This window comes from Dietzia sp. Die43 (genome assembly GCF_024519835.1).
Taxonomy (GTDB): domain Bacteria; phylum Actinomycetota; class Actinomycetes; order Mycobacteriales; family Mycobacteriaceae; genus Dietzia; species Dietzia kunjamensis.
Genome location: NZ_JALJRF010000010.1, coordinates 128,096 through 154,647, shown reverse-complemented (window position 1 = coordinate 154,647; position 26,552 = coordinate 128,096). Strand labels below are relative to the sequence as shown.

Below are 26,552 nucleotides of genomic sequence, written 5' to 3'. Positions count from 1 at the left end.
CACCACGACACGCGGTGCGGCGTGGCACGATGGCGCCCATGTTTCTGACTGTCCTCGGGTGCTCGGGAAGTATCGGTGGACCCACCTCGCCGGCGTCCGGGTATCTGGTCGAGGTCGACGGTCTCGCCCCCGTGGTGATCGACATGGGGCCCGGTGTCCTCGGCGCACTGCAACGACACGTGGCCCCCGAGGACGCGACCGTCCTGCTGTCCCACCTCCACGCCGACCACTGCCTGGATGTCCCGAGTCTGTTGGTCCTGCGGCGCTTCGGCCCCGGTGCGAAGGGCGCGGGCCGCGTGCCGCTGGTCGGGCCGTCCGGGACGGCCTACCGGATCGGGGTGGCGTCGGCGGAGGAGCCGGGGACGGTCGACGACCTGTCGGACACGTTCGACGTGGCCACGTGGGACGTCGCGCCCGAGGTGGAGATGAGGGGCGACGACGACGAGGTGGCCCTGAGCGTGCGGGCCGACCGGGTGGAGCATCCTCCGGAGTCGTACGGAATGCGCCTGACCTCCCGTAGCGGCCGGGTCCTGGCGTACAGCGGGGACACCGCCTATTGCGACGCCCTGGTCGAGCTGGCGGTCGGCGCGGACGTCCTGCTCTGTGAGGCGTCCTGGACGCACGAGGAGGGGCGCCCGCCGGGCATCCACATGTCGGGGGCGGAGGCGGGCCTGACCGCTCACCGCGCCGACGTGGGTCGTCTCGTGCTGACCCACATCCCGCCGTGGGTGGACCGCGAGGCGGTCCGCGCGGAGGCGGCCGTCGAGTTCGGCGGGGAGATCCTGCTGGCGGAGCCGGATCTGCGGATCACCGTCTAGCAGTCGGTCGACGGGGGGGGCGGCGCGGCTAGGATCGGCGGTCGTGACCTCATCGAACAGCAGCAGAGCAGACGGACGCGGCGACGCCGACCTGCGGGACGTGACCATCACGCGGGGGTTCACCTCGCACCCGGCGGGGTCGGTCCTCGTCACCTTCGGGCAGACCCGCGTCATGTGTACGGCCAGCGTCACCGAGGGCGTGCCGCGGTGGCGCAAGGGTTCGGGCCTGGGATGGCTGACGGCGGAGTACGCGATGCTGCCGGCCGCGACCCACGAGCGCTCGGGCCGGGAGTCGGTCCGCGGCAAGGTGGGCGGACGCACCCACGAGATCAGCCGCCTGGTGGGCCGCTCCCTGCGGGCCTGCATCGACCTGTCCGCGCTGGGGGAGAACACGATCGCCCTGGATTGCGATGTCCTGCAGGCCGACGGCGGGACACGGACCGCGGCGATCACCGGCGCGTACGTGGCCCTGGCGGACGCGATCACGTGGCTGCAGGCCAAGGGCGCGGTCACCGGCAACCCGCTCACCGGGGCGGTCGCCGCGGTGAGCGTCGGCGTCGTCGACGGCCGCGTCCTGTGCGACCTGCCCTATGAGGAGGATTCGCGGGCCGAGGTGGACATGAACGTGGTGTGCACCGACGGCGGCAAGCTCATCGAGGTCCAGGGGACCGCCGAGGGCGCGGCGTTCGGCCGCGACCTGCTGGACGCGATGCTCGACTCGGCGCAGGCCGGCTGCGAGCGACTGTTCGAGATGCAGCGCGAGGCCCTCGCGGCGCCCTACCCGGGCGAGTTGCCGTCGCCGCCGGCTGCACGGAACCGAGGGCGGTAGTCGTGACCGTTCGCCTGGTGGTCGCGAGCCGCAATGCCAAGAAGCTGGCCGAGCTGCGCCGGGTGCTGGAGTCGGCGGGGATCGTCGGCATCGAGCCGGTGGGACTGGACGAGGTGCCGGAGTACCCGGAGGAGCCCGAGGACGGCGCCACCTTCGCGGACAACGCGCTGATCAAGGCCCGATCCGGTGCGCAGGCGACCGGCCTGCCGTGCCTGGCGGACGACTCGGGACTGGCGGTGGACGCCCTCAACGGCATGCCCGGGGTCCTGTCGGCGCGCTGGGCCGGGCGGCACGGCGACGACGCCGCGAACAACGCGCTCCTGCTCGCGCAGCTGGCGGATGTGCCGGAGGAGCGCCGGGGAGCGGCGTTCGTCTCGGCGTGCGCGCTGGTCGGTCAGGGCGTCCCGCACGCTGCGGGCTCGCCTGCTGCTCAGGACGGGGTGGGCGAGATCGTGCAGGAGGGCCGCTGGCCGGGCCGCGTGTTGCGGCAGTCGCGTGGTGAAGGCGGGTTCGGGTACGATCCGCTGTTCATGCCCGAGGGGTCCGACCGCGCCGCCGCCGAGCTCAGCCCGGAGGAGAAGGACGCGGCCTCGCACCGTGGCCGGGCCCTGCGCGCCCTGGTGCCGGCGCTGCGGGTACTCGCCGAGCGGGCCTGACGGCGGCATCCGACCGGCGCACGCTGGCCGACGCGCGCCGGTCGGATGCCGGTGCCGACTAGAGCTCGCTGCGTCCGCGCACGGCCTCCAGTGCCCGCTCGGTCTCGAGCACGCGCAGGTGGGGGACCGGGTCGGCGCCCGACCACAGGACGTACTCGGTGAGCTGCCGACGTACGAGTGCTCGTAGGTCGTCGGGGTTCCACGGCTTGGCGACGTAATAGTCCAGCCCGCCTTCGTTGACCGCGCGGATGGTGTCGGCGTGGTCGGCCTGGCCGGTCACCAGCACGGTCCGCACGTGTGGGTGCCGGCCCGAGGCCATGAGCTCCACGAGGAAGTCGGTCCCGGAGCGTCCGGGCAGCCGGTGGTCGGCCAGGACCAACGCGAGCACGTCGCCGTCAGCCGCGACCTCGTCCAGCACGGCGTGGGCGTCGGGCACGTCCTCGGCGGGTTCTACGCGGGCGATGTCGGCGAACGGCGCGAGATCGGCCTCGAGTGCCTCGCGGACCTCGAGTTCGTCCTCGAGGACCAGGATCGTGAGTCGCGGGTCGGGGACGGCTCGGGCGGATCGGGCGTGCGTCACGTCAGGGGCTCCTCGCTGTGGTCGGCGGCGGGCAGGGTCACCCGGAATGCGGTGTGCCCCGGCCGGGAGTCGAGGTCGATCACGCCGTCGTGGTCGAGCACGATCCGGTGGCTGATCCCCAGCCCCAGGCCCAGCCCGAAGCGTATGCGTCCGGATTTGGTCGTGAAGTGGGGCTCGAAGATCTTGTCGCTGATCTCGTCCGGCACGCCGGGGCCGTTGTCCGTGACGGTGACGATCACCTCGCCGCCGTTCGAGGCCCCGGCACCGATCCGGACCCGGGGGTCGGGCGGGGCCTGCGGGCCGGTGAGGACGTCGGCGGCGTTGGTGAGCAGGTTGATCCACACCTGGGTCAGCTGGCCTGGGTGGGCGGTGACGTCCGGCAGGCCCTCGGCGATGTCGCGGACCACCTGGACCCCGGGCAGACGGTGGGCGGTGATGCGCAGCGCGTCGTCGATGGTCGTGGCGACGTCGGTGGGGACGTAGGCGGCGTCGAGCGGGCGCATGGACGAGCGCAGCGAGGACACGAGGTCGGCGATGTGATCCACCGCGAGGTCGAGGTTGCGGGCCGCCGAGCCGATCGCCGCCGCCGTGACGACGGCCTCGCGCGTACCGGGTGACGACGACGAGAGGGCCCGGAGCGTCTCGTCGTCGTCCAATCCGGCGGCCACCACCCTGCGGGTGGTCTCGGCGTCCGGCAGCACGGCACGGACCCGCCGGCGCGCGCTGCGCAGTTCGGCCGTGGGGCGCGCCTTCGCGGTCCGCGCGCGGCGGAGCGCCCTGGTCACCAGCTCGGCGTCCCCGCCGCGGGCGACGAGGGTCTCGAGGTCGGCCAGCAGGTGGTCGCGGGCGCCCTCGAGGGCGGCCAGCGGGTTGTTGAGCTCGTGGAACAGCCCGGCCGCCATCTGTCCGATCGCGGCGGCGGAGGCCTGGCTCATGAGCTCGACGCGGGCCTCGGACAGGGCGTCGAGGGCGTCGGCGAGCCGCTCGCGCTCCTCGTGCAGGCGCACCGCGAGTTCGGTCTCGGTGAGGCGCTGTGACTCGGCGTGGCGGAGCCGGTCGTCGAGTCCGTGGACGGCGGCCACGCCCAGTGCGGTCCCGACGCGGGGGCTGCGGGTCAGGGCGGTGACGAGTTGTTCCTCGGACAGGTGCACGAGCGCGCAGTCGGTGAGGGTCCGGGTGGTGTGCAGGGCGGTGCGGTCGCCGACGAGGCCCGGCAGCCCGATCAACGGGCCGCCACGGTAGGGGTTCTGGCCCTCGGGGAAGGGGCGGCCCGGGATGAGGACCTCGACCTCGCCGCGCAGCAGGATGTAGAGCCCACCGAGCCGGGCGTCGCGGCGGGACAGGACGACGCCGGGCGGAAGCTCGATCCGCGGGCGGGGGCCGAGGGACTCCTCGAGCGCGTCCACGAGTTCGGCGACGGCGGTCCGCCGCGAGCCCCGCAGCGACGGCAGCAGTTCGGCGGCCCGCGGGTGCACTCCGGGTATCCCGGTGGGGGCGCGGTGGCGCAGGGCGGCGTGCTCGGGCCCGCCCTCGGCGTCCCGGCGGCGCCCGACGTCCAGCCTGGCCCACCAGGTGAGGATCCGCGGGCCCAGTTCGCCGGGCGCCCACGGCACCGCCACGACGCCGTCGAGCAGGCCCGCGTCGACCGCCCGCTCGATCCCGGTGACCGTGGCGCCGGAGGTGACCACGAGCAGTCGCGGCGGCGGATCCTCCGGCCCGGAGGCGGAGACGACCGCGCTGAGGATCGCGTCGGGATGGTGCTCGTCGCCTACCGCGACCACCACCTCCGGACCGGCGGCGGTGCCGCCGAGCGCGGCGACGAGCCGGGACGCGGCCGCGGGATCGTCGGCGCGGTGGACGATCACCTCGGCCGCATCCGCGCCGGCCGGGCTGGCCGTACCCGCGCTGGCCGCGCTGGCCGCGCTGTCGATCTCGCGGGCGACGGCGGCGGCGACCGGGCCGTGGCCCACCACCAGAATCGGCCGGAGGGGCCGGCCCTCGTCACGGGTGATCGGGCGCGGCGGGGTCGTGTCGCGGGCGGTCATGTCAGGCCTGTCAGGGACCACCAGGCGGGCATGACGAACGCCACCAGCACCAACCCGACCACGCCGACGACGATGCCGATCGCGGCCATGTCCTTGGTACGGATCTCGCCGGTGGCGTAGGCGATCGCGTTGGGCGGGGTGGACACCGGCAGAGCCATACCGAGGCCGCAGACGACGGCCAGGGCCACGGCCAGGATCACCGAATCCGAGCCGACGGTCACCGCCAGGCCCGGCACCAGCGGGATGAGCAGATTGGCCGTGGCGGAGTTCGAGATGAGCGTGCCCAGGAGCAGGGCCAGGGTGAGCAATCCCAGTGTGACTGCCAGCCCCGGCAGGGTCGCCCAGTCGACCAGCCCGATCATCCACTCGTCGAGCCCCGTGGCGGCGACCCCGCTGCCCAACGCGATCCCGCCGGCGACCAACCACAGCACCGGCCACTGCAGGCGCCGCAGGTCCTCGCCGGTCATCACAGAGGTGGCCAGCAGCACGGTGACGGGCAGGAACGCCACCGTCGCCGCCGGGATACCGTGCGCGGCCTCGGTGAGCCACAGCACCACGGTGAGTCCGGCGACCACGTAGAACAGGACCGCCCGGGGACGCGTGTCGAGGTCCACTCGCACGTCGATGTCCACGGCCACGCCACGGTCGAGGTAGCGGACCGACAACACGGCCCATGCCACGACCAGCAGGACCATGACCAACGGTCCGGTCGCCAGCAGCCAGTCGACGAAGGTGATGCGGATGCCCTGGTCCGCGAGGGTGCCCACCGCGATCGCGTTGGGCGGCGAACTGACCGGGGTGAGCAGGCCACCCACCGTGGCGGCGACGGGGATGCTCAACGCCAGCCCCGCACGGGCGGCGGGGGACGGGGACACCGCCAGGACGGGGATGAGGACCGCGAGCATGGTGGCGGTGGTGGCGGTGTTGGACATGAACGCCGAGAGCACGGCGGTGATGAACATCAGTCCGAACACGGTGAGCCGGAGGTTGCCGCGGAACGGCCGCAGCATCACCGCGGTGAGGTTGCGGTCCAGTCGGTATTTGGCGGCGCCGTCAGCCAGGAGGAAGCCGCCCAGGAACAGGATGATGACGGGGTGGGCCAGGGTGGCGTAGATCGACTCCGCCGTGGGTGCCTCGAACGCGGTGTCACCGAAGCCGACCAGAGCCTCGTCGGAGATGAGCAGGACCTGCAGGAAGATCACCAGGACCGCCGTGGCGACCAGGGGGATCGCCTCGGTGACCCACAGGATGACCGCCACGGAGAACACCGCCAGCATGCGCTGGGCGGGCGGGTCGAGGCCCGGGAGATCGGCGAACAACACCGCGACCGGGACCAGGACGGCGAGCGCCAGGCCGACGCGCTGCACCGTAGTCCCGGGCAGGCGCCTGGCCGCGGCGATCACAGGCATGTCAGACCAGCACCGTCATCTGAGGTCACGGTCACGGCTGGTCGGCATCGCGTCAGATCACGGGCGGATCAGACCGCGTACTCGGCGTGGACGTCGCGGGTCCGCTTGTTCTCGAACCAGAACGACAGGAACGGGATCGTCCCCGCCAGCGCGGTGAGCAGGGTGCGCGACGCGGGCCAACGGGCCTTGATCGCCAGGTCGAGCGTCATGAACAGGTACAGGATGTAGAACACGCCGTGCGCCTGCCCGATGTAGGTGAACCAGTCCGGGGCGTCCGACGAGTTCTCCAGGATCAGGTACTTGTAGATCATCTCCACCGTGAGCACCAGGAGCCAGACACCGGTGATCCAGGCCAGCACGCGGTAGCGCTTGAGCGCCCCGGCGATCTTGCCGCCGGGATCCGGCTTGCGGTTGTCGGTCTGCTGGGTGGCTGCGGCGGTCATGAAGCAGGCTTCTCCTGATGGGTGCTGTCGGCCCGGTCTTTCCGGGCGAGTTCGGCGAGATAAGAGTTGTAGGCGTCCAGGCCCTCGTCCCGGACCGCCTCGTCCCGGGCGGGTCGACGCGTCGGCAGCAGGTCCGAGGGGATCTCCGTCATGACGGGGCCGCGGCGCCGGCCGGTTCGGTTCTTCCCGGTGGTCGCAGTGACCCCTGAGGGCCGGCCGACCTCGTCGTCGCCGTCTTCGTCGTCTTCCGCGTCGTCCCCCGCGCGGTGACCCCCGTCGACGCCGTCCGCGGCGGCGATCCGGTCACCCTCGTCGGCCTCCATGCGCACGTACTTCAGGTACGCGTAGACGAGGAACCCGGCGAGGAACGGCCACATGAACGTGTACCCGAGGTTCTGCGCGGTCCCGGTGGCCTCCTGGTAGCGGGCGAGCTGCCACAGCCCCATGCCCATGCAGAAGATCGCCCCCAGGACGACGAACGCGATCCACGCCGGGCGGTGCTTGACCCTGGTCCGCGCCGGGTCGCCGGAAGCCGTGGCACTTCCGGTCGCGTGGGAGCCAAGGGTGTCGGACACGCCTCCACGGTACCGCTGACCACACGGTAAACTCATCTCGCCCGGTACCCCCGGGTGACGCGCCCGTGGCGGAATTGGCAGACGCGCTGGATTTAGGTTCCAGTGTCTACGGACGTGGGAGTTCAAGTCTCCCCGGGCGCACTGGTCTTTCCACTCGGATCGGGTGATCAGGATGAGGAACCGGATGGCCGCGAGAGCAGCGGCCGCGTCGCTGATCCTGGCGGTCTCGATGGCGGTGGCCGGCTGCGCGCAGGTGGATGTCGCGGTGGACCGGGGCCTCTCGTCGAAGGCCCCCGGGGATCAGGCTGCGGTCGAGCCCCCGGCGGAGCCGTCCCCGGTGGAAGCGGAGACGAACGTACAGCGGAGCGAGAACGGCCTTCCGCCCCTGGACGCCAGCGAGAGGCTCCGCGACAGCGCCTGTGCGAAAGCGGACGACATGATCGCGAGGGACTACTGGGGGCACACCGCGCCTGACGGCAGCGGCGGCCCGTCCACGTTCTTCCGGGAGGCCGGTGTCGACTACTCCAGAGCTGCCGAGAATCTGTTCTATTCGTCCACGGGCGGTCCGGATCCGGTCGCCAACTGGATGCAGAGCCCGGGCCACAGGGAGAACATCCTCGACCCGGACCTCACCCGCGTGGGTGTCTGCCTGCGGACGGCCGCGTACCAGGGTCTCCCGGAGGCTCATCTCTACGTCCAGCACTTCGCCACTCCGATGTCGGAGAGGTAGAGGGAACCGTCGTGGTCGGTACGGTTCGGGCATGTGGTTCGACAACTGGTCCGACATCCTCCGGATACTCCTCGTGGGCACCGCGGCGTACATCTTCCTCGTGGTGGCGATCCGGGCGTTCGGCAAGCGCACCCTCGCGCAACTCAACGCCTTCGACTTCATCGTCACCGTCGCGCTGGGTTCGACGCTGGCGACCATCATCCTCAGCTCCGACGTGTCGTGGGCCGAGGGCGCGGTCGCACTGGCGCTGCTCGTCCTGCTGCAGTACGTCGTCTCCCAGCTGAGGCGACTGCCGGGCGGGCGTAAGGCCCTGACCGCACAGCCGACTCTGCTCGTCCGCGACGGGGTCATCCTCGACGACCAGCTGGCGCGGCACCGGCTCACGCACGCCGACATCCGCCAGACCCTCCGCTCCTCGGGAATCGGGGACCTCGGCGAGGCCGTCGCCGTCATCCTGGAGAGCGACGGGAGCAGGAGCGTCATCACCGGTTCGCAGCTGGGCAACGGCTCCGTTCTCGACGACGTCCCGGGGTGGCCGCGACGCGACGCGGACTGACCCGCCGGCGAGGGGGCGCGCCAGCGGGCCAGAACAGGGGTCAGAGAGCGGCGAGGACCTCGTCCGCGATCTCGGACGCCGGCAGCGTGATCGGGCAGACGAGCCCGTTCTCGTCGGCCTCGAGTGGCTCCACGGTGCTCAGCTGGGACTCGAGGATTCGCCGGGACGCGAAGTGCCCCCGGCGGGCGGCGAGTCGGGCCGCGATGAGCTCGGGGTCGGTGCCGAGTTCGACGAAGAACACCGGGCGCTCCACCTGCCGCAGCGTGTCGCGATAGGCACGTCGCAGCGCCGAACACGCGACGACGAGCCCCGGGCCGCTGCCCGTCGACCGGTCGCGTTCCCGCATGCCGTCCCGGACCGCGGCCAGCCAGGGCGCGCGGTCATCGTCGGTCAGGGGCTCACCGGCGCTCAGCTTCCGGCGGTTGGCGGGCGGATGCACGTCATCGGCGTCGAGGAACGGCGCACCGAGGCGTTCGGCGATCACACGGGCGACCGTCGACTTCCCGGCGCCCGAGACGCCCATGACGACGATGTGAGGTCCGGACACGGGCGACGACGGCGTCAGATGGTGAAGGCCAGCGACCCGAGGATCGTCCGGCCCAAATCCTCGTCGCCACTGATCTCCACGCCGCTGCCCGGCTCGGCGACGATCCGGCCGGTCGCCGCGCGGACGAAGGTCGGGGTGTCGAAGACCAGTTCCACGGTGGGCTGCGCGGTGTCGTCGACGTCGGCGAGGGCTGCGCGTCCGTCCACGACGACATCGGTGGCCAGCGGCAGATCGGTGCCCGCCTCACCCGTGACGCGGAACCGGACCCGGGAGCCGTCCGGCGCGGCGGCCTTCTTGCCGACGATGCGGGGCAGGGCAGTCACGATCTCCCCGACCGCGAACCGGCCGATGTCGCCGCCGAGGTGATGCTGCATCCCGATGGCCTGCCGGATGTCGTCCTCGTGGATCCAGCAGTCGAAGACCCGCACACCCATGAAGCGGCGGAACGGGACGCGGCCGACGGGGGAGTCGGTCTCGGCCTCGAGGTCTGGGGCGCTCATCTCGGAGAGCTGCTCCGTGCGCTCGGCGACGACGTCGCGGAAGTCCTCGAATGCGTCCTCGACAGCCAGCGGGCGCGCCTCCTGGACGAACTTCTCGTTGAGCTCCGCGATCGGGTTGAGCACGTACTCGCGGGCGGAGGCGGGCAACTCGATGTCCGGGACCGCCTCACCGGCGAGCATGTGCTCGGTGCCCGCCACGTGTGCCACGACATCTCGGACGGTCCACCCCGGCAGAGGGGTCGGTGCGATCCAGTCGTCTCTCTTGAGCCCGGCGAGCAGTTCGTCGAGGCGCTTCCACTGCTGGATGAGGTGACGGATCTCCTCGGGGGCCTGCCCGGCGGGCGCGGCGGCGGGGGCGTCGGTCGTGACATCGGGGCTGTTGGTGTCCATGGTCACACGCTACTGCGGCGCCGCCCCGCGGGTAGCGTCTGCGGCATGTCGCCGACCACGACCGACCGTCCCACCCTCGCGATCCTGGGAGCCGGTGGCGACCTCACCGAGCGACTCCTGCTCCCCGGGTTGGGGACCCTGCTCGCCACGGATCCCGACCGTGACGTCACCGTCATCGGCTCCGGGCGTTCCGGGATGGACGACGGTGACTGGCGCGACCTCGTCCGCGGTGCGTTGCGCGCCGGAGACCGCTCCCCGGAGCAGGTCGACGGGATCGTGGACTCGACCCGGTTCGTCGAACTGGACGTGACGGACGCCGAGGCCTTCTCCGACTTCATCGACGGGCTGGACGGACCGGTGGTGCTGTACTTCGCCCTCCCACCGGCCGTCACGGCCGCAGCGTGTGAGGGCCTGCGCGGGCGCCCACTGCGCGACGACGTGCGGTTCGCGCTGGAGAAGCCGTTCGGCGACGACCTCGCCTCGGCGCGCAGGGTGAACGCACTGCTCACCGACCTCGTGCCCGAGGACCGCGTGTACCGGGTCGACCACTTCCTCGGGGAGGCGACCGTGCTCAACATCCTCGGCATGCGGTTCGCCAATCGCATCATGGAGCCGGTGTGGACAGCGGAACACGTGGAGCGCATCGACGTGGTCGCGGACGAGACGCTCGCCCTCGAGGGCCGCGCCGGGTACTACGACTCCGCGGGCGCGCTCGTCGACATGCTCCAGTCCCACCTGCTGCTGGTGATGGCGCTGGCGACGATGGATGCACCCGCGCGCCTCGACGCCACCGAACTCCACGACCTCATCGTCACCACGCTGCGTGCGACGCGCGTGTGGGATGGCGATCCGCTCGTCTCCTCGCGCCGGGGCCGCTACACCGCCGGGCGGGCGGGTGGCAGGGACGTGGTGTCCTACGCGGATGAGGACGGCGTCGACCCGGCTCGGGGGACCGAGACGTTCGCCGAGGTCGTCCTGGAGATACGGAACCAGCGGTGGGCCGGGGTGCCGGTGTTCCTGCGGTCGGGCAAGGCGCTGGGTGAGGACTCGATGCGGGTGACGGTGGCGTTCCGGCCGCCGCGCCACGTGCCCGGGGCGTTCTCGGGGGGTGTTCCGCCGACCCGGCTGACGATCGGGATCGCGCCCGACCGGGTGTCCCTCGACCTGGCGACGAACGCGGCCGACGACCGGTTCACGCTCGAGAGCACCCGCCTGGCCGCTGACCTGGGGGACAGCGAGCTGCTGCCGTACGGGGAGGTCCTCGGACGCATCCTCGACGGCGACCGACTGCTGACGGTCCGCGGTGACGTGGCCGAGGAGTGCTGGCGGATCCTCACTCCGGTGATCGAGGCGTGGGAGGCCGGCGGGGTCCCGCTCGAGGAGTACGAGGCGGGTTCCGACGGCCCGGCGGTGGGCGACCGCCGGGAATGACCCGGCCCCGGGTCCGTGGGCGGAACCGGGGCCGGGAGCTGCGGTTGGGCGGGGTCAGCCCCTGCCGCGTTCCGCCGCTTCTCGGACGGCACCCTCGTCGACCCCGTCGGGGTGGCTCACGTAGTGGACGATGCTGGCGACGAGTCCGCCCCAGATCACGAGCAGGAACAGGACCATCATGATGATCGCGGGAGCATCCATTGCTCAGGCCTCCTTGGTCTTGCGGGGGGACGCCGTCGCACCGGACGGGCGGTCGGCGGCGGGAGGGGTGAGGCCCTCCTCGTAGGCGAAGTCGCTCGGATCGTCGTCGACCGTCGGGGGGCCGTCGAGCTGACGGGACCCGCGCCACGGCAGGAGGGACAGGACCACCGACAGCACGAGGATCGTGGCGATCATGCCCCAACCCCAGACGCCGAGGACGGATGCCTCGTACCCCTCGTACGGTTCGGAGATCAGGGTCATGATCTCGCGGATGAGGGAGTAGCCGAGCACGAGCGGCGTGATGACGGCCAGGCACACGATCCAGAACGTGCCCACCCTCCACGAGGACACCGAGTTGAGGTGGTCACGCAACTGCGGGGCGAGGCGCATGCCGAAGATCACCACGACCAACGCGATGAGCGAGATGCCGACGATGCCCAGACTGTTGACGAACTTGTCGAGGATGTCGAGATTCTGCAGGCCGGTCTCTGTGGGCATGAGAAGCAGGGAGATGGCGGCCATCGGGACACCCACCGCCAGCGTGGCCGCGGTGCGCGAGGACCCGATCTTGTCCTGGAAGGACGAGATGACCACCTCGGTGATGGAGATCAGGGACGTGAGGCCCGCCAGGATGAGGCAGACGAAGAACACGACGCCCCAGATCGGCCCGCCCGGCATCTGCGAGATGAGGGCGGGGAAGGCGATGAACGCCAGGCCCGGGCCGCCCCCGACATCGTCCCAGCCGGCTCCCGCCGACGTGGTCACCAGGAAGCCGAGGGTGGCGAAGACGCCGATGCCCGCGAGGACCTCGAACGCCGAGTTGGAGAAGCCCACGACCAGACCGGAGCTGGTGAGGTTGGTCTTGCGCTTGAGGTAGGACGAGTAGGTCAGCATGATGCCGAAGCCGACCGACAGGGAGAAGAAGATCTGACCGTAGGCGGCGATCCACACGGACGGCTCCGTGAGGACGCCCCAGTCGGGCGTGAAGAAGTTGTTGAGACCCTCGAGCGCGCCGTCGAGGAAGAGGGAGCGGACCACCAGGGCCGCGAACAGAGCGACCAGGAGCGGGACGAAGAACATCGCGGTTCGTCCGATGCCCTTCTGCACGCCGGCGAGGAGGACGCCGAGGGTGACGATCCAGACCACCGCGAGGACGATGGCGATGCCCGGCACGAAATCGATGCCGAACCCACTGCCCGCGCGGAGGAAGTCCTCGGCGAAGAAGGTCGCGGACTCCTCGTAGGTCGAGCCCCACCGCTCATCGACGGAGAACCAGGCGTAGCTGGCGGCCCAGGCGATGATGACCGCGTAGTAGACCGCGATGACGAAGGAGACCAGGACCTGGATCCACCCGATGGGTTCGGCGAACCGGTTCATCCGCCGGAAGCTCAACGGGGCGGATCCGCGGAAGCGGTGACCGATGGCGTAGTCGAAGAACAACAGGGGGAGACCCGCGGTGAGAAGTGCCACCAGGTAGGGCAGCAGGAAGGCGCCGCCACCGTTGTCGTAGGCGACGAACGGGAAGCGCCAGATGTTGCCCAGGCCGATGGCGGAGCCGATGGCGGCGAAGACGAAGACGGAGCGACGGGAGAACGTCTCCCGCGGCTTCACCCCGCTTCGGGTGGTTGGTCGTGTCATGGGACGACTCCTTGTCGACGGGCGGGCCCGCGGGCCCGCGCGGTCCTGTCATGGGACGGTGCGTGCGTCCCCGGCGTGTACCAACTTCTAGCCCGGCCGTTGCGTGTTGGTGACCGGATCGACGCAATCGCTGCATCGAGATGTGTGACTCGTGGGAATACGGTAAGCCCATGAGGACCGATATCGGCACACGAAGCGCGGAAAATCGCACGTCTGCATTCCGCGCGGTGGCGTCGGCGGTCGTCGCCGGTGTCCTCGCGGTGGGGGCGGTGAATCCGGCGATCGCCTCCGCTCCGAGCCCGACAGGCCCGGCCGGCTCACCGGCCCCCGTTGCGGCGCAGGATCCCGTGGTGGCGCCGGTCCCGGTGCCGGCCGACCTCGTGGAGGAGACGGGGTCGTGGTTCGCGCACGGATACACCCTGGATCTTCGCGCGGACGGGACGGGAACCTTCGCGGTGTGGGTCGGGGCCTTCGACGGGACCCGGATCGACGTGAGCCTCATCCCCGCTCCGGGGCCCGCCACCGTCGCAGAAGTGGTGGGTGTCGAGACGGTCGGCGCCGGCGCCCTGGGGCCGGACGGGACACCGGGCATCGGGGGACTGGTGACCATCGCCTTCGGCGCTCCGGTGCGGACGGCGCATGTCGAGTGGACGTCGGGGCCGCGACGCCTCTCCGCCGATCTGTGTCCCACGGAAGGCCTCGACGCGGTCGCCATGGCGATCCTGCGCTGCGGCGCCTGACGCAACCGGTCGCTGTCCGCGACACGCCGTGGGGGGCGTCCGCGACACGCCGTGGGGGGTCGAGGAACGCCTGAGAACGAGATAACGATCAGGTAACGGGACCGTCGGCAAACCTGAGGCCCCCCTCACCTGTTGATATGAGGCTCGCGTCATGTCCGGATGTGACACGGATCACATGGCGCGCGGTCACCGGGTCGCGTGTTTCGGTCGCGCGTACCCCCTCAAGCTGAGGAACCCCTCAAGTTCGTGTGGCAATCTGTGTCCTGCGCCGTAACCGCTGGCCGGCCGACGCGATGTCCCTGACGCAGTGCCCAAGGAGTTCCCCACGTGACGATCGATGACCGCGACCTCACCCCCCGCCCGCTCGAGACCGGCTTCGCCGCCCGCCGCGGCGCCCCCGCTCTCGCAGACGAGCTCCGTGAGGGCACGGCCTACGCGCTCGCCTTCGGTGGACAGGGCATCGCGTGGCGCGACGCGCTGAGCGACCTCATCGACGGCACGGGTATCGGACCGGAGCTCCAGGACCTGGTCGACGCCTCCGTCGCGTTGACCGAGCCCGTCCACGACGAGATCGCCGTCGTCCGCACGCACGGCTTCCGGCCCATCGAGTGGGCCAACACCACCACCGGTGAGGACGAGGACGGCGCGGACCTGCCCGACGACGCCTCCCTCTCCGCTGCCGCGGTCTCGCTGCCCGCGGTGCTGCTCACGCAGATGGGTGCCCTGCGGGCTCTTGCCGCCGAGGGCTTCGACGTCAATGACACGACCCCCGCGGCCGTGGTCGGCCACTCCCAGGGCATCCTCGCCGTCGAGTCGGTGGAGACCTTCGGGTCCATCGACGACCGGCTGCTGGCCGTCGCCGAGCTCATCGGCGCCGCCGCCACCCTGGTCGGACGGCGCGTCGGTCTGTTCCGCCGCGGCGAGGCGAGCCCCATGGTGGGCGTGTCGGGGATCGACGGCGAGGACCTGCGCACGCTGGTCGACGAGCTGTTCGCCGGCGTCGACGCCACGATCCGCCCCACCGTCTCCATCCGCAACGCGCAGCGCCGCCACGTCGTGGTCGGTCGACCGGACGATCTCGAGGAGCTGCGTCGCCACTGCGCCGACCTCGAGGCCGAGTCGCGTCGTCGTCGCGAGGCCAAGCTCACCGGCGGCGAGATCTTCGCCCCCGTCTTCGACCCGCTCGACGTCGAGGTCGGGTTCCACCACCCCGCGATGGCCCCGGCCGTCGACGTCGTTTCCCGCTGGGCGGAGCGTTGTGGCCTGGACGCCGACCGCGCCGCCCACCTCGCCCGCCAGGTCTTCGCCGAGCCGGTCGACTGGGTCGAGGAGATGGCCGAGACCCTGCACGCCGGGGCCCAATGGATCCTCGACATGGGCCCGGGCGAGGCGCTGACCCGCCTCAACCGCTCCGTGATCCGCGGCCAGGGCGTCGGCGTGGTCGCCGCCGCCACCCGCGGCGGCCTGCGCAACCTCTTCACCCCGGGTGCGACCCCGCCGATCGAGCGGCCGTGGACCGCGTTCCAGCCGCAGCTGGTCACCCTGCCCGACGGCAGCGTCCACGTGGAGACCTCCTTCACCCGCCTCACCGGTTGCTCGCCGATCCTTCTCGCCGGAATGACGCCCACCACCGTGGATCCCGCGATCGTCGCGGCCGCGGCCAACGCCGGCCACTGGGCCGAGCTCGCCGGCGGCGGCCAGGTCACCGAGGCGATCTTCGCCGAGAACACCCAGCGCCTCACCGAGCTCCTCGAGCCCGGACGCAGCGCCCAGTTCAACTCCCTGTTCCTCGACCCCTACCTGTGGAAGCTGCAGGTCGGCGGCAAGCGCCTCGTCCAGCGTGCCCGCGCCGCGGGCGTGCCGTTCGACGGCGTGATCGTCACCGCCGGCATCCCCGAGCTCGACGAGTCGGTCGCCCTCATCGAGGAGCTCACCGAGGCCGGACTGCGGCACGTGAGCTTCAAGCCGGGCACCGTCGCCCAGATCCGCCAGGTCGTGCGCATCGCCGCCGAGGTCCCCCACATGCCGGTGATCGTCCAGGTCGAGGGCGGCCGCGCCGGCGGACACCACTCGTGGGAGGACCTCGACGCCCTCCTGCTGGCCACCTACGCCATGCTGCGCGAGCGGCCCAACGTCGTCCTCTGCGTCGGCGGCGGCATCGGCACCCCCGAGCGGGCGGCCGACTACCTGACGGGGTCCTGGGCCAACGCCCATGGCTACCCGGCCATGCCCGTCGACGGCATCCTCGTCGGCACCGCGGCCATGGCCACCCTCGAGGCCACCACCAGCCCCCAGGTCAAGCAGATGCTCGTTGACACCGTGGGCGTCGACGCCTGGGTCGGTGCCGGCCAGGCCGACGGCGGCATGGCCTCCGGCCGCAGCCAGCTCGGTGCGGACATCCACGAGATCGACAACACCGCCGCGCGCACCGGGCGCCTCCTCGACGAGGTCGCCGGTGACGCCGACGCCGTCGCCGCCCGCCGCGACGAGATCATCGCCGCGATCAACGGCACCGCCAAGCCCTACTTCGGCGACCTCGACTCCATGACCTACGAGCAGTGGCTGCGCCGCTTCGTCGAGCTCTCCCTCGCCCCCGGCGCCTCCGTCGACGGGTCGAGCACCCACACCACGGACGACTTCGACCTGGGCGCCGACTTCGGCGGCGACGTGGCCGACTGCACCCGCTCGGTGTGGCTCGACCCCACCATCCGCGAGCGCTTCCACCGCATGGTGCAGCGCACCGAGGCACGACTCGACGCCGCCGACACCGGTCGCATCGTCTCGGCGTTCCCTCGCGAGGAGTCCATGGAGCGCCCGGCCGAGGTGATCGCCGCCCTCGCCGCCCGGTACCCCGGGCTCGCCGACGCCGTGCTGCACCCGGCCGACGCCGCCGAGTTCTTCGACATCTGCCGTATGCCCGGCAAGCCCGTGCCGTTCGTGCCCGTCATCGACGGTGACGTGCGCCGCTGGTGGCGCTCGGACTCGCTGTGGCAGGCCCACGATCCGCGCTACGACGCCGACGCCGTGTGCATCATCCCCGGCACGACCGCCGTCGCCGGCATCACCCGCGTCGACGAGCCGGTCGGTGACCTCCTCGACCGCTTCGAGGCCGCCACCGCCGAGCGCGTGTCCGGCTACATGCCCTCCACCGAGGCCGTGAGCAGCCGCCGCCGCGGGATCGTCACCACCGCCTCCGGGCCCGTCGCGGACGTGCTCAACAGCCCCGACGTCACCTGGGCCGGCCGTCTCGTCATCAGCCCCGTCCACCGCCTCGGCGTGCTCCACGCCTGGGAGATCGACGCCGACGGCGTCGGCCGCCACCCGGTCTCCGGCGCCGTGCTCACCCCGGCCGCCGACGGGCAGACCGTCGACCTGACGCTGCCCATCGGCCCGACCGAGATGACCATCACCATCACCCTCGGCGACGCCGTGGCCACCGGCGCCGCGCCGGTCGTCACCGACGCCGCCGCCGAGGCGGCCATGCGTACCCTGCTCGCCACCGCCGCCGGCGTCGGCCGCGGCGGTGCGGGGGGTGCCGCGATCGACGCCCTCCCCGAGGTCGACGGCAACATCGCCACGGCCCGCTTCACCTTCGAGCCCACCCTCGCAATCGACCACACGGGCGTCACCGCGGGCAGCCTGCCGACCTCGGTCGTGCCGTCCGCCGGCGTCCCGGACGCCCTCGTGGGCGCCGCGTGGCCGGCCGTGTTCGCCGTACTCGGTGAGACGCGCCGCGCGCGCGGCACCGGCACGGTCGTCGAGGGGCTGCTCGATCTGGTCCACCTGGACCACGGCGTCCGCATGCACGCGGCGCTGCCGCAGCAGGAGACCGACCTCGTCGTCGTCGCCCGGTCCGGCGGTGTCCGCGACACCGACCTCGGTCGGGTGGTCGAGGTGTCGGTCGAGGTGGCCGCGGAGGAGTCCGACGGCACCCGCACCCCGCTGTGCACCCTGTCCGAGCGGTTCGCGATCCGCGGCCGCACGGGCCGCGCCGAGGTGGGCGACCCCCGCCCCGCCGGCGGCGCCCTCGTCACCGCGTCCGGTGGGGCCGCGGAGCCCGCCGAGACCTCCCGCCAGGCGCGCGTGTCCACCACGATCACCGCGCCGCACGACATGACCGCGTTCGCTCTGGTCTCGGGCGACCACAACCCGATCCACGTCTCCGACACGGCGGCCGAACTGGCCGGACTGGGCGGCGTGATCGTCCACGGCATGTGGCTCTCGGCCGCCGCGCAGCACGCGGTACAGGCCTCCGACGGGAAGACCCCCGCCCTGCGGATCGCCGGCTGGACCGCCCGCATGCTCGCCCCGGTCCGCCCGGGCGACCACATCAAGGTCCGTGCCGTGCAGACCGGCCGCCACGCCGGCGGCCAGGTCCTCGAGGTCACGTGCACGGTCGACGGGGCCACCGTCATGGCCGCCACCGCGCTGACCGAGGCCCCGCGCACCGTCTACGCCTTCCCCGGCCAGGGCATCCAGGCCAAGGGGATGGGGATGGAGGGCCGCACCCGCTGCCCCGCCGCCCGCGAGATCTGGGACCGTGCCGACAAGCACACCCGCTCCGCCCTCGGCTTCTCGATCCTGGCGCTCGTCCGCGAGAACCCCACCGAGGTCACCGTCCGCGGTGAGGTCCACCGGCACCCCGACGGCGTGCTCTACCTGACGCAGTTCACCCAGGTCGCCATGGCCTGCCTGGCGGTGGCGCAGCGCGCCGAGCTCGAGGCCGACGGCCTGCTCATCGAGGACGCCTACTTCGCGGGTCACTCGATCGGCGAGTACGACGCCCTGGCCGCCATCTCCGGCGTGCTGGCGTTGGAGCCGCTGCTGGAGATCGTCTTCCAGCGCGGGTCGACCATGCACCAGCTGGTGCCGCGTGACGCCCACGGCCGTTCGGACTACCGCATGGCCGCGATCCGTCCGTCCCAGATGGGGATCTCGGATGACGAGGTCGCCGACTGGGTGGCCGGCGTGTCCCGCGAGTCTGGCGAGTTCATCGAGATCGTCAACTACAACCTGGCGGGCTCGCAGTACGCGCTCGCCGGGACCGTCGCCGGGTGCAAGGCACTGGAGAAGGCCGTGGAGCGGGAGCTCGCGGTCTCGGGCGGCAAGAACGCCTTCATCCTGGTGCCCGGCATCGACGTGCCGTTCCACTCCACCGTCCTGCGCGGAGGCGTCCCGGACTTCCGGGCCACCCTCGACGAGCTGATCCCGCACGACATCGACATCTCGGTGCTCGTGGGTCGCTACGTGCCGAACCTCGTGCCGCGCCTGTTCAGCCTCGAGCGCGACTTCGTGCAGGAGATCGCCGATCTCGTGCCGGCCGAGTCGCTGGCCGAGGTCCTCGCGAACTGGGACGAGTGGGCCGCCACCCCCACGCGACTGGGTCGCCTGCTGCTCGTGGAGCTGCTGGCCTGGCAGTTCGCCAGCCCGGTCCGGTGGATCGAGACCCAGGAGCTGTTCTTCACGCCCGTAGAGCGTGGCGGACTCGGTATCGAGCAGTTCATCGAGGTCGGTGTCTCCAACGCCCCGACCGTCGCGAACCTCGCCTCCAAGACCCTCGACCTGCCCACGCACCGCGGCCCCCGGGCCCAGGTGATCAACGTCGAGCGCGACGCGGCGACGTTGTACGGCACCCTGCCGCCCAGCGTGGAGGTCGACGACGACGAGCTGGACGCCGGCGACGGCTCCGCCTCCACCGGATCCACCACCACTGGTTCGACCAACACCGCGGCTGCCGACCAGGCAGCCCCCACAGACCCCGCACCGGCCGTCAACACCCCCGGCACGGCCGGTGCGGACCGATCAGACGCGGCTCCGGCCGCGACCGCCGCCCCCGGTGCACCCCGCCCGGACGACCTCGAGTTCGGCGCGCCCGCCGCCACCCGCATGCTGGTGGCGCTGCGCACCAAGGTCCGTCCCGAGCAGATCGCGTCCGGCGACTCCATCGAGACGCTGTGCGACGGCGTGTCCTCGCGCCGCAACCAGCTGCTGCTGGACCTGGGCACCGAGCTGAGCCTGGGCGCCATCGACGGCGCCGCCGAGGCGGACTTCCCGACCCTGGCCGACCAGGTCTCACGACTGGCGCGCGGGTACGCCCCGTTCGGCCCCGTCCTGTCCGACGCGGTCGGCGAGGCGCTGCGCGCGGTCCTCGGCCGCACCGGCAAGCGGGCCGCCTACATCACCGAGCGCGTGACCGGCCCCTGGGAGCTCGGCTCCGGCTGGGCCCAGCACGTGATCGCCGAGATCGCGCTGGGCACCCGGGACGGCGCCTCCATCCGTGGCGGCGACCTGGCCACCCTCGACGCCTCGGGCGTCAAGGACGTGGCAGGCCTGGACTCGCTCATCGACGCCGCCGTGTCGGCCGTCGGTGCCGCGCACGGTGTGGCCGTCGCGATGCCGTCGTCCGGCGCCGGAGGCGGGGGAGTCGTCGACTCCGCCGCGCTGACCGAGTTCGCCGACGAGATCACCGGCGTCGACGGTGTCCTGGCCCGCGCCGCACGCGGCGTGCTCACCCGCCTCGGACACCTCGAGCCCGAGACCGTCGACCTGCTCGCCGAGGCCGACCCGGACTCCGAGCTGGCCGACCTCGTGGCCGCAGAACTCGGCGCCGACTGGCGCCGCGTGGTGGCCCCGGCCTTCGACGCCGGCCGCGCCGTCCTCATGGACGACCGCTGGGCCTCGGCCCGCGAGGACCTGGCCCGCCTGTGGACCCGGTCCGACGTGCCCGCCGACGCGGCGGACGCCTTCCGCGGTGCCGGCGAGATCGTCGCCGAGCAGGCCCGCTGGTGGGCGGCCCGGGCGACCGATGCCCGCCGCGACGCCCTGGCGAGCGCCTACCGGGAGATCTCGGAGGTCGCGGCCGAGGAGTTCGTCGGCGAGTACGCGGGTGACGTCGCCGTCGTCACCGGCGCCGGCAAGGGCTCCATCGCCGCCGCCGTCACCGGACGCCTCCTGGCGGGCGGCGCCACCGTGGTGGCCACCACCTCCAACCTGGACCAGTCCAAGCTGGCCTTCTTCAAGGACCTGTACCGCAGCAACGCCCGTGGCGGCGCGGCGCTGTGGGTCCTGCCGGCCAACCTGACCTCCTACTCGGACGTCGACGCGCTGGTCGAGTGGGTCGGATCCGAGCACGCCGAATCGGCCGGTGGCCAGACCACCGTGCTCAAGCCGGCCCTCACCCCGACGCTGCTGTTCCCGTTCGCGGCCCCCCGCGTCCAGGGCTCGATGGCCGACGCCGGCCCGCGCGCCGAGACCGAGATGCGCGTCCTGCTGTGGGGCGTGGAGAAGCTCGTCGCCGGACTCGGTGCGATCGGTGCCGACACCGACGTCGACTCCCGACTGCACGTGGTCCTGCCGGGCTCGCCCAACCGGGGCATGTTCGGCGGCGACGGCGCCTACGGCGAGGCCAAGGCCGCGCTGGACGCCATGATCGCCAAGTGGGGCTCGGAGAAGTCCTGGTCGGAGCGCGTGACCTTCGTCCACGCCATCATCGGCTGGGTCCGTGGCACCGGACTCATGGGTCACAACGACCCGCTCGTCGAGGCCGTCGAGGCCGCGGGCGTGTCCACCTGGTCGACGGCCGAGATGGCTGCCGAGCTGCTGCGCTGGTGCACCCCGGACTTCCGTTCCGCGGCCGGTGACGCCCCCGTCACCGTCGACCTCACCGGCGGACTCGGCACGGCCGACCTGGACATGTCGGCCCTCGCGGCGGACCGTCCGGCCGCCCCCACCGAGGCCTCGACCGAGGACGCCGCGGGCACGATCGCCGCGCTGCCCTCGCTGCCGACGGTCACCGCCGATGAGCGTCCCGAGTGGGGCGAGGTCACCCAGCAGCTCGAGGACATGGTCGTGATGGTGGGCGCCGGCGAGGTCGGCCCCTACGGCAGTGCCCGCACCCGCTTCGAGGTGGAGACCACCGGCGACCTCACCGCCGCCGGCGTGGTCGAGCTGGCCTGGTCGACCGGGCTCATCACCTGGGAGGACTCGCCGCGCGCCGGCTGGACGGTCACCTCCTCCGGTGACCCGATCGACGAGGCCGACATCGCCGAGCGTTTCCATGACGAGGTCCTCGCCCGGGTGGGCGTGCGCACCTACGCCAACGATTCGCGGGCGGAGATGTTTGATAACACCTCGCCGCAGCTCACCTCGGTGTTCCTGCCGGAGGACCTGTCCTTCGTGGTGGACGACGAGGCCCAGGCTCGCGCCTACCAGTCCGACGACCCGGAGAACACCGTCGTCACCCAGAGCGAGGACGGCGAGTGGACGGTCACCCGCAAGGCCGGCACCGAGATCCGGGTGCCGCGCCGCGCCACCCTGACCCGGGTGGTCGGCGGGCAGATCCCCACCGGCTTCGACCCCACGGCGTGGGGCATCCCGGCCGACATGGTCTCCGGCATCGACCGGGTGGCGGCGTGGAACCTCGTCGCCACCGTGGACGCCTTCATCTCCTCGGGCTTCACCCCGGCGGAGCTGCTGGCCCACGTCCACCCGGCCGACGTCGCCAACACGCAGGGCACCGGTATGGGCGGCATGACGAGCATGCGCTCGCTGTACATCGACGGCATCCTCGGCCGCAGCCGCGCCAACGACACGCTGCAGGAGGCGCTGCCCAACGTCGTGGCCGCGCACGTCATGCAGTCCTACGTCGGCGGCTACGGCTCGATGGTCCACCCGGTGGCGGCCTGCGCCACCACCGCGGTGAGCGTCGAGGAGGGCTTCGACAAGATCCGCGCCGGCAAGGCCGAGTTCGTGGTGGCCGGCGGGTTCGACGACCTGTCCACCGAGGGCATCCAGGGCTTCGCCGACATGTCCGCGACCGCCGACTCCGCGGCCATGGCGGCCAAGGGGATCGACGAGCGGCACTACAGCCGGGCCAACGACCGGCGGCGCGGCGGGTTCGTCGAGTCGCAGGGCGGCGGCACGATCCTGCTGGCGCGCGGCGACGTCGCGGCCCGCATGGGCCTGCCGGTCACGGGCGTCGTGGCCTGGGCCGGGTCGTACGCGGACGGTGCGCACACCTCCATCCCGGCCCCCGGCCTGGGTGCGCTCGGTGCCGGTCGCGGTGGGCAGCGCTCGCCGCTGGCCCGCGGGCTCGCGCAGCTCGGCCTGACCGCCGACGACGTGGCCGTGGTGAGCAAGCACGACACCTCGACCAAGGCCAACGACCCCAACGAGTCCGACCTGCACGAGCGGCTCGCCGCCGCGATCGGTCGGTCGGAGGGCAACCCGCTGTTCGTGGTGTCGCAGAAGTCGCTCACCGGGCACGCCAAGGGTGGCGCCGCGGCATTCCAGCTCATCGGGCTGACCCAGATGCTGCGGTCGGGCACGCTGCCGCCGAACCGCGCCCTGGACTGCGTCGACGACGTCCTGGACCGCCACCGCCACCTGGTGTGGCTGCGGGAGACCCTGCAGCTTGGCGGTGACCTGCCGCTCAAGGCCGGTCTGCTGACCTCGCTGGGCTTCGGCCACGTCTCGGGCCTCATCGCCGTCGCCCACCCGGAGGCCTTCCACCGGGCGGTCGCCGCGGAGTACGGGCAGGACGAGTCCGAGCGCATCCGCGAGGCCGGCCTGCGGCGCGAGCGTGAGGGCGCCCGTCGCCTGACCGATGCCATCTACGGCGGGGAGGCGCTCTACGCCCGTCCCGAGGCGCGTCGACTGGGCGAGGGTTCGGCCGACGAGGTCAAGGAGCGCGAGGCCGCGGTCCTGCTCGATCCGGCCGCGCGACTCGACGCCGACGGCATCCTCGCCGCTGCGGGGTCCACGGACACCGGGTCCGCGGAGACAGCCGCGTCTGCGCAGACCGCCGGCCGGTGACGGCCGGGCAGTGACGGCAGAGCAGTGACGACCGGGGTGAGAGGCGTCGGGGTCGACATCGTCGACCTCGGCGCCTTCGCCGCGTCTCTGGCCGAACCCGGCACGCGGCTCACCAGGGCGTTCTCGGCCACCGAGCGCAGGCAGTGCCGCGAACGCGCCGAATCCCGCGGGGCGAGACCGGGGGAGGCCACGGTGTCGTCGTCGTCAGGTGCGTCGGGGGCCTCGGCGCCTGGGACCTCGGCGCCAGCGACCTCGGGGCCGGCGCCCGCCCGCCGGGAGGACCCGCTGGCGCGTCACCTCGCTGCCCGCTGGGCGGCGAAGGAGGCGGTCGTCAAGGCATGGTCGGCGGCGCTTTATGGCGAGCCCCCGCCCATTGCTCCGGACCTGCTGCGGTGGTCCGAGATCGAGACCGTGTGCGATAACTGGGGTCGACCCTCCGTGCGGCTCGGGGGAGAGGTGGCCCGTCAGGTGGCCGCGACAATCGGCGAGGGCGCTCGTTGGAACGTCTCACTCAGTCACGACGGTGGATCGGCGATCGCGTTCGTGGTGCTCGAGGGCCCGGGCGGCTAGTAGCGCGGCCGCCAGCCGCTGTGCGCGCCGGGCTGCCGTTTGCGTCCGGCCACCGCCTGCGCCCGGCCACCGCCTGCGCCCGGCCACCGCCGCGCCGGCGACTAACGCGTCCTCTTCGGCTTGTGCGTCCGGTCTGCTCGCAGATGGAGGGGCCGTGCGCTCTGAATAATCCATTCCGGGCGCGCACCTGTCGGTGGAGTCGGTGCGACGCCACCGGGTCGGTAGCGCCCACCCGCGGGAACAGGCCCGTCGGGCCGCCGCCAGGCGGGTCAGTCGCTCTGGGCTGCTTCCTTCTCCGCCAGCCAGAGGTAGGCGGTGAGCATCCGCTTGAGCTCGGTGACGGTGGCGTCGTGGATGTCCTCGCCACCGGCCGAACCGCTGCTCGCGCCGGAGGAGACCCCGCTGCCATCCCCGGGGTCCGCGCTGGTGACGGGGCCCGGGGGGACGTGGCCGGCGCTGACCGAGAAGTTGAGCATCGAGTACGCCACGTGGACCAGGACCTCTGCCATGAACGCGCGGCGCTCACGCTCGGTGGCGGGCATGAGCGGTGCCAGCACGCTGGCGATCATCCGGGCGATCTCGCGCTCGTTCACCGCCGCCGTGGCGCGGGTGGCGGGAGTGGCCTGCGTCGCGAGCCAGACCGCCCGACGGGAGGGGTCGCGCAACCACAGGTCGGCCAGGTGGTCCAGGAAATCGTTGAGCAGCTCGGGCCAGTCCAGCGCCGGGATCTTCTGGGCGAACCGCTCGACCTCCTCGATCACCCCGTGGGCGTCCTGGCGGTCCAGCTCGCACACCAGCACGTACTTGTTGGCGAAGAACTGGTAGAGCGTCCCGATCGGAACGCCCGCACGTGAGGCGACCTCCTCGCAGGTGAACGAGTCGAATCCCACCTCGACCAGCACTTCCCGGGCCGAGGACAGTAGCGCCTGGAATTTCTTGCGGCTGCGCTCCTGGATGGGCCGGCGGCGGGGGACGAGGATGTTCGGTTCGTCCTGGACGGCCTCGTCGGTGGGATCCTGCGGCGGCTCCTGCGCGCGTTCGGACGGGTCGGTGGTCATGGGTGGGTCAGCCCTCCGCGGGATCGGATTCGGGCAACTCGATCTCGAGCAGCTTGGCGACCATCGCGACGTGACCCTTGGCACGGACGTTGTACCGGGCCATCGACACGGTGCCGTCGGAGTCGACGACAAAGGTTGAGCGGATCACGCCCATCACCGTTTTGCCGTAGTTCTTCTTCTCGCCGAAGGCTCCCCACTCGGTGAGCATCGTCTTGTCCGGATCCGACAGGAGGGGGAACGTGATGCCGTACTTGTCGCGGAACCGCGCCAGCTTCTCGGGGGCGTCGGGGGAGACGCCGACCACGCCGAGGCCGGCGTCGTTCAACTGTTGCAGCGCGTTCTCGAAGTCCACGGTCTCAGTGGTGCAGCCCGGTGTCATCGCGGCCGGGTAGGCGTACACGAGGACCTTCCCGTGCTCGTCGAGGAGCTCCCGGAGCGACGTGGGTGTGCCGTCGGCGTCGGGGAGGGTGAAGGCGGGGGCCGTCTGGCCCACCTCGAGCCGTGGTGCGGTCACCGGTGCTCCTGGGGGTCGGGTCGGGGCGGCGGACCATCCCAACCTATCCGATGCTTCGGTGCACGGGCGCGGATCCACGCCGGGTGCAGTAGCGTGGGCGGGGTCAAGAACCCGCGGGGCGCCCCGCGGACGAGCGATCGACGGAGGTCTCGTGTCCAGGAGTTACGACAGCATCGAAGGCGACATCGCCAAGGCGCGTGACGATCTCGCGACGACCTTGGACGAGATCATCGACCGGGTGAATCCGAAGAACCTCGCGTCCGAGGGCAAGGAGCGCGCCACCGCGGCACTCAAGGACCCGCGCGTCCTGGCGGTGCTCGGGGGTATCGCGACGCTGGTCGTCGGCGGGATCACCGTGTCAATGGTCAACAAGCGCAAGGAGCGTCAGCGCATCGAGGCCTACCTGGCGGCCCGTCGCGCCCTCTGAGGCGACTGGCCTCCCCCGGGCGTCCGGAGCCCCGCCCGGGGACCCTGCCCGGCAGGGGCATCCCCGCCCGACTCCCGAGAGC

The 26,552-nt window shown here is 72.1% G+C and carries 21 protein-coding genes and 1 tRNA gene; 11 read left to right on the top strand and 11 right to left on the bottom strand.

What is annotated here, in order from left to right:
• Positions 1-38 precede the first annotated feature (38 nt).
• From NR111_RS10490 to NR111_RS10480, 3 genes are read left to right on the top strand one after another with little or no spacing between them, the layout of a single operon-like run.
• A complete protein-coding gene (locus NR111_RS10490) occupies positions 39-818 on the top strand; it encodes an MBL fold metallo-hydrolase (RefSeq protein ID WP_206474613.1) in 780 nt (259 codons plus the stop codon).
• Between the two features lie 43 nt (positions 819-861).
• Positions 862-1,647: a ribonuclease PH gene (gene rph / locus NR111_RS10485; RefSeq protein WP_096905846.1), complete on the top strand. Its 786-nt coding sequence runs from the start codon at positions 862-864 to the stop codon at positions 1,645-1,647.
• A 2-nt stretch (positions 1,648-1,649) separates the two neighbouring features.
• Positions 1,650-2,303 carry a non-canonical purine NTP pyrophosphatase gene (locus tag NR111_RS10480; protein ID WP_067719897.1) on the top strand — a complete coding sequence of 218 codons (654 nt, stop codon included), beginning with the start codon at positions 1,650-1,652 and terminating at the stop codon, positions 2,301-2,303.
• A gap of 58 nt (positions 2,304-2,361) precedes the next feature.
• On the opposite strand, the gene NR111_RS10475 is transcribed toward NR111_RS10480, so the two are convergent.
• The 5 genes from NR111_RS10475 to NR111_RS10455 form a co-directional block, all read right to left on the bottom strand.
• The gene (locus tag NR111_RS10475; protein WP_256820739.1) at positions 2,362-2,883 is read right to left on the bottom strand and encodes a response regulator; all 522 of its coding nucleotides are present in this window, start codon (positions 2,881-2,883) and stop codon (positions 2,362-2,364) included.
• On the bottom strand, positions 2,880-4,928 hold the full coding sequence (locus NR111_RS10470) for an ATP-binding protein (RefSeq protein ID WP_256820738.1): 2,049 nt from the start codon (positions 4,926-4,928) through the stop codon (positions 2,880-2,882). The genes NR111_RS10475 and NR111_RS10470 overlap by 4 nt, the downstream gene beginning before the upstream one ends.
• Positions 4,925-6,337 (bottom strand): DASS family sodium-coupled anion symporter, encoded by a 1,413-nt coding sequence (locus NR111_RS10465; protein ID WP_096905844.1) that lies wholly within the window; start codon positions 6,335-6,337, stop codon positions 4,925-4,927. Before NR111_RS10465 ends, NR111_RS10470 begins: the two co-directional genes overlap by 4 nt.
• Before the next feature lie 68 nt (positions 6,338-6,405).
• Positions 6,406-6,780 (bottom strand): DUF3817 domain-containing protein, encoded by a 375-nt coding sequence (locus tag NR111_RS10460; RefSeq protein ID WP_206474619.1) that lies wholly within the window; start codon positions 6,778-6,780, stop codon positions 6,406-6,408.
• Positions 6,777-7,355, bottom strand: coding sequence for a hypothetical protein (locus NR111_RS10455; protein ID WP_256820737.1), 579 nt, complete (start codon positions 7,353-7,355; stop codon positions 6,777-6,779). The genes NR111_RS10460 and NR111_RS10455 overlap by 4 nt, the downstream gene beginning before the upstream one ends.
• Before the next feature lie 59 nt (positions 7,356-7,414).
• On the opposite strand from NR111_RS10455, the gene NR111_RS10450 reads away from it, so the two are divergent.
• From NR111_RS10450 to NR111_RS10440, 3 genes are all read left to right on the top strand, one after another.
• A tRNA-Leu gene (locus NR111_RS10450) sits at positions 7,415-7,496 on the top strand.
• A gap of 43 nt (positions 7,497-7,539) precedes the next feature.
• Entirely contained in the window at positions 7,540-8,085 is a 546-nt protein-coding gene (locus tag NR111_RS10445; protein ID WP_206474623.1) for a CAP domain-containing protein, read from the top strand.
• 31 nt (positions 8,086-8,116) lie between these two features.
• On the top strand, positions 8,117-8,641 hold the full coding sequence (locus NR111_RS10440; RefSeq protein WP_206474624.1) for a DUF421 domain-containing protein: 525 nt from the start codon (positions 8,117-8,119) through the stop codon (positions 8,639-8,641).
• A gap of 40 nt (positions 8,642-8,681) precedes the next feature.
• Here NR111_RS10440 and NR111_RS10435 read toward each other — a convergent pair whose 3' ends face one another.
• Both NR111_RS10435 and NR111_RS10430 read right to left on the bottom strand, forming a co-directional pair.
• The gene (locus tag NR111_RS10435) at positions 8,682-9,188 is read right to left on the bottom strand and encodes a gluconokinase (protein WP_256820736.1); all 507 of its coding nucleotides are present in this window, start codon (positions 9,186-9,188) and stop codon (positions 8,682-8,684) included.
• Between the two features lie 14 nt (positions 9,189-9,202).
• Positions 9,203-10,078, bottom strand: coding sequence for a maleylpyruvate isomerase family mycothiol-dependent enzyme (locus NR111_RS10430; RefSeq protein WP_206474626.1), 876 nt, complete (start codon positions 10,076-10,078; stop codon positions 9,203-9,205).
• Between the two features lie 45 nt (positions 10,079-10,123).
• Between NR111_RS10430 and NR111_RS10425 the strand changes: the two genes are divergently transcribed.
• A complete protein-coding gene (locus NR111_RS10425; protein ID WP_206474628.1) occupies positions 10,124-11,509 on the top strand; it encodes a glucose-6-phosphate dehydrogenase in 1,386 nt (461 codons plus the stop codon).
• Positions 11,510-11,563: 54 nt separating this feature from the next.
• On the opposite strand, the gene NR111_RS10420 is transcribed toward NR111_RS10425, so the two are convergent.
• A complete protein-coding gene (locus NR111_RS10420) occupies positions 11,564-11,710 on the bottom strand; it encodes a methionine/alanine import family NSS transporter small subunit (protein WP_082924111.1) in 147 nt (48 codons plus the stop codon).
• A gap of 3 nt (positions 11,711-11,713) precedes the next feature.
• Positions 11,714-13,348 (bottom strand): sodium-dependent transporter, encoded by a 1,635-nt coding sequence (locus tag NR111_RS10415; protein WP_206474630.1) that lies wholly within the window; start codon positions 13,346-13,348, stop codon positions 11,714-11,716.
• 170 nt (positions 13,349-13,518) lie between these two features.
• On the opposite strand from NR111_RS10415, the gene NR111_RS10410 reads away from it, so the two are divergent.
• The 3 genes from NR111_RS10410 to NR111_RS10400 all read left to right on the top strand — a co-directional run bounded on the left by NR111_RS10410 (position 13,519) and on the right by NR111_RS10400 (position 24,471).
• Positions 13,519-14,088, top strand: coding sequence for a hypothetical protein (locus tag NR111_RS10410; protein WP_069389772.1), 570 nt, complete (start codon positions 13,519-13,521; stop codon positions 14,086-14,088).
• Positions 14,089-14,415: 327 nt separating this feature from the next.
• Positions 14,416-23,901, top strand: a complete 9,486-nt coding sequence (locus NR111_RS10405; protein WP_256820734.1) for a type I polyketide synthase — start codon at positions 14,416-14,418, stop codon at positions 23,899-23,901.
• 24 nt (positions 23,902-23,925) lie between these two features.
• Entirely contained in the window at positions 23,926-24,471 is a 546-nt protein-coding gene (locus NR111_RS10400; protein WP_206474633.1) for a holo-ACP synthase, read from the top strand.
• A 269-nt stretch (positions 24,472-24,740) separates the two neighbouring features.
• Here the strand turns inward: NR111_RS10400 and NR111_RS10395 are convergent, their stop codons facing one another.
• Positions 24,741-25,529 (bottom strand): TetR/AcrR family transcriptional regulator, encoded by a 789-nt coding sequence (locus NR111_RS10395; RefSeq protein ID WP_256820733.1) that lies wholly within the window; start codon positions 25,527-25,529, stop codon positions 24,741-24,743.
• A 7-nt stretch (positions 25,530-25,536) separates the two neighbouring features.
• Complete coding sequence (locus NR111_RS10390; protein WP_083249479.1) at positions 25,537-26,043, bottom strand: peroxiredoxin; 507 nt, start codon at positions 26,041-26,043, stop codon at positions 25,537-25,539.
• Between the two features lie 151 nt (positions 26,044-26,194).
• On the opposite strand from NR111_RS10390, the gene NR111_RS10385 reads away from it, so the two are divergent.
• Entirely contained in the window at positions 26,195-26,470 is a 276-nt protein-coding gene (locus NR111_RS10385; protein WP_067719851.1) for a DUF3618 domain-containing protein, read from the top strand.
• Positions 26,471-26,552: the final 82 nt, after the last annotated feature.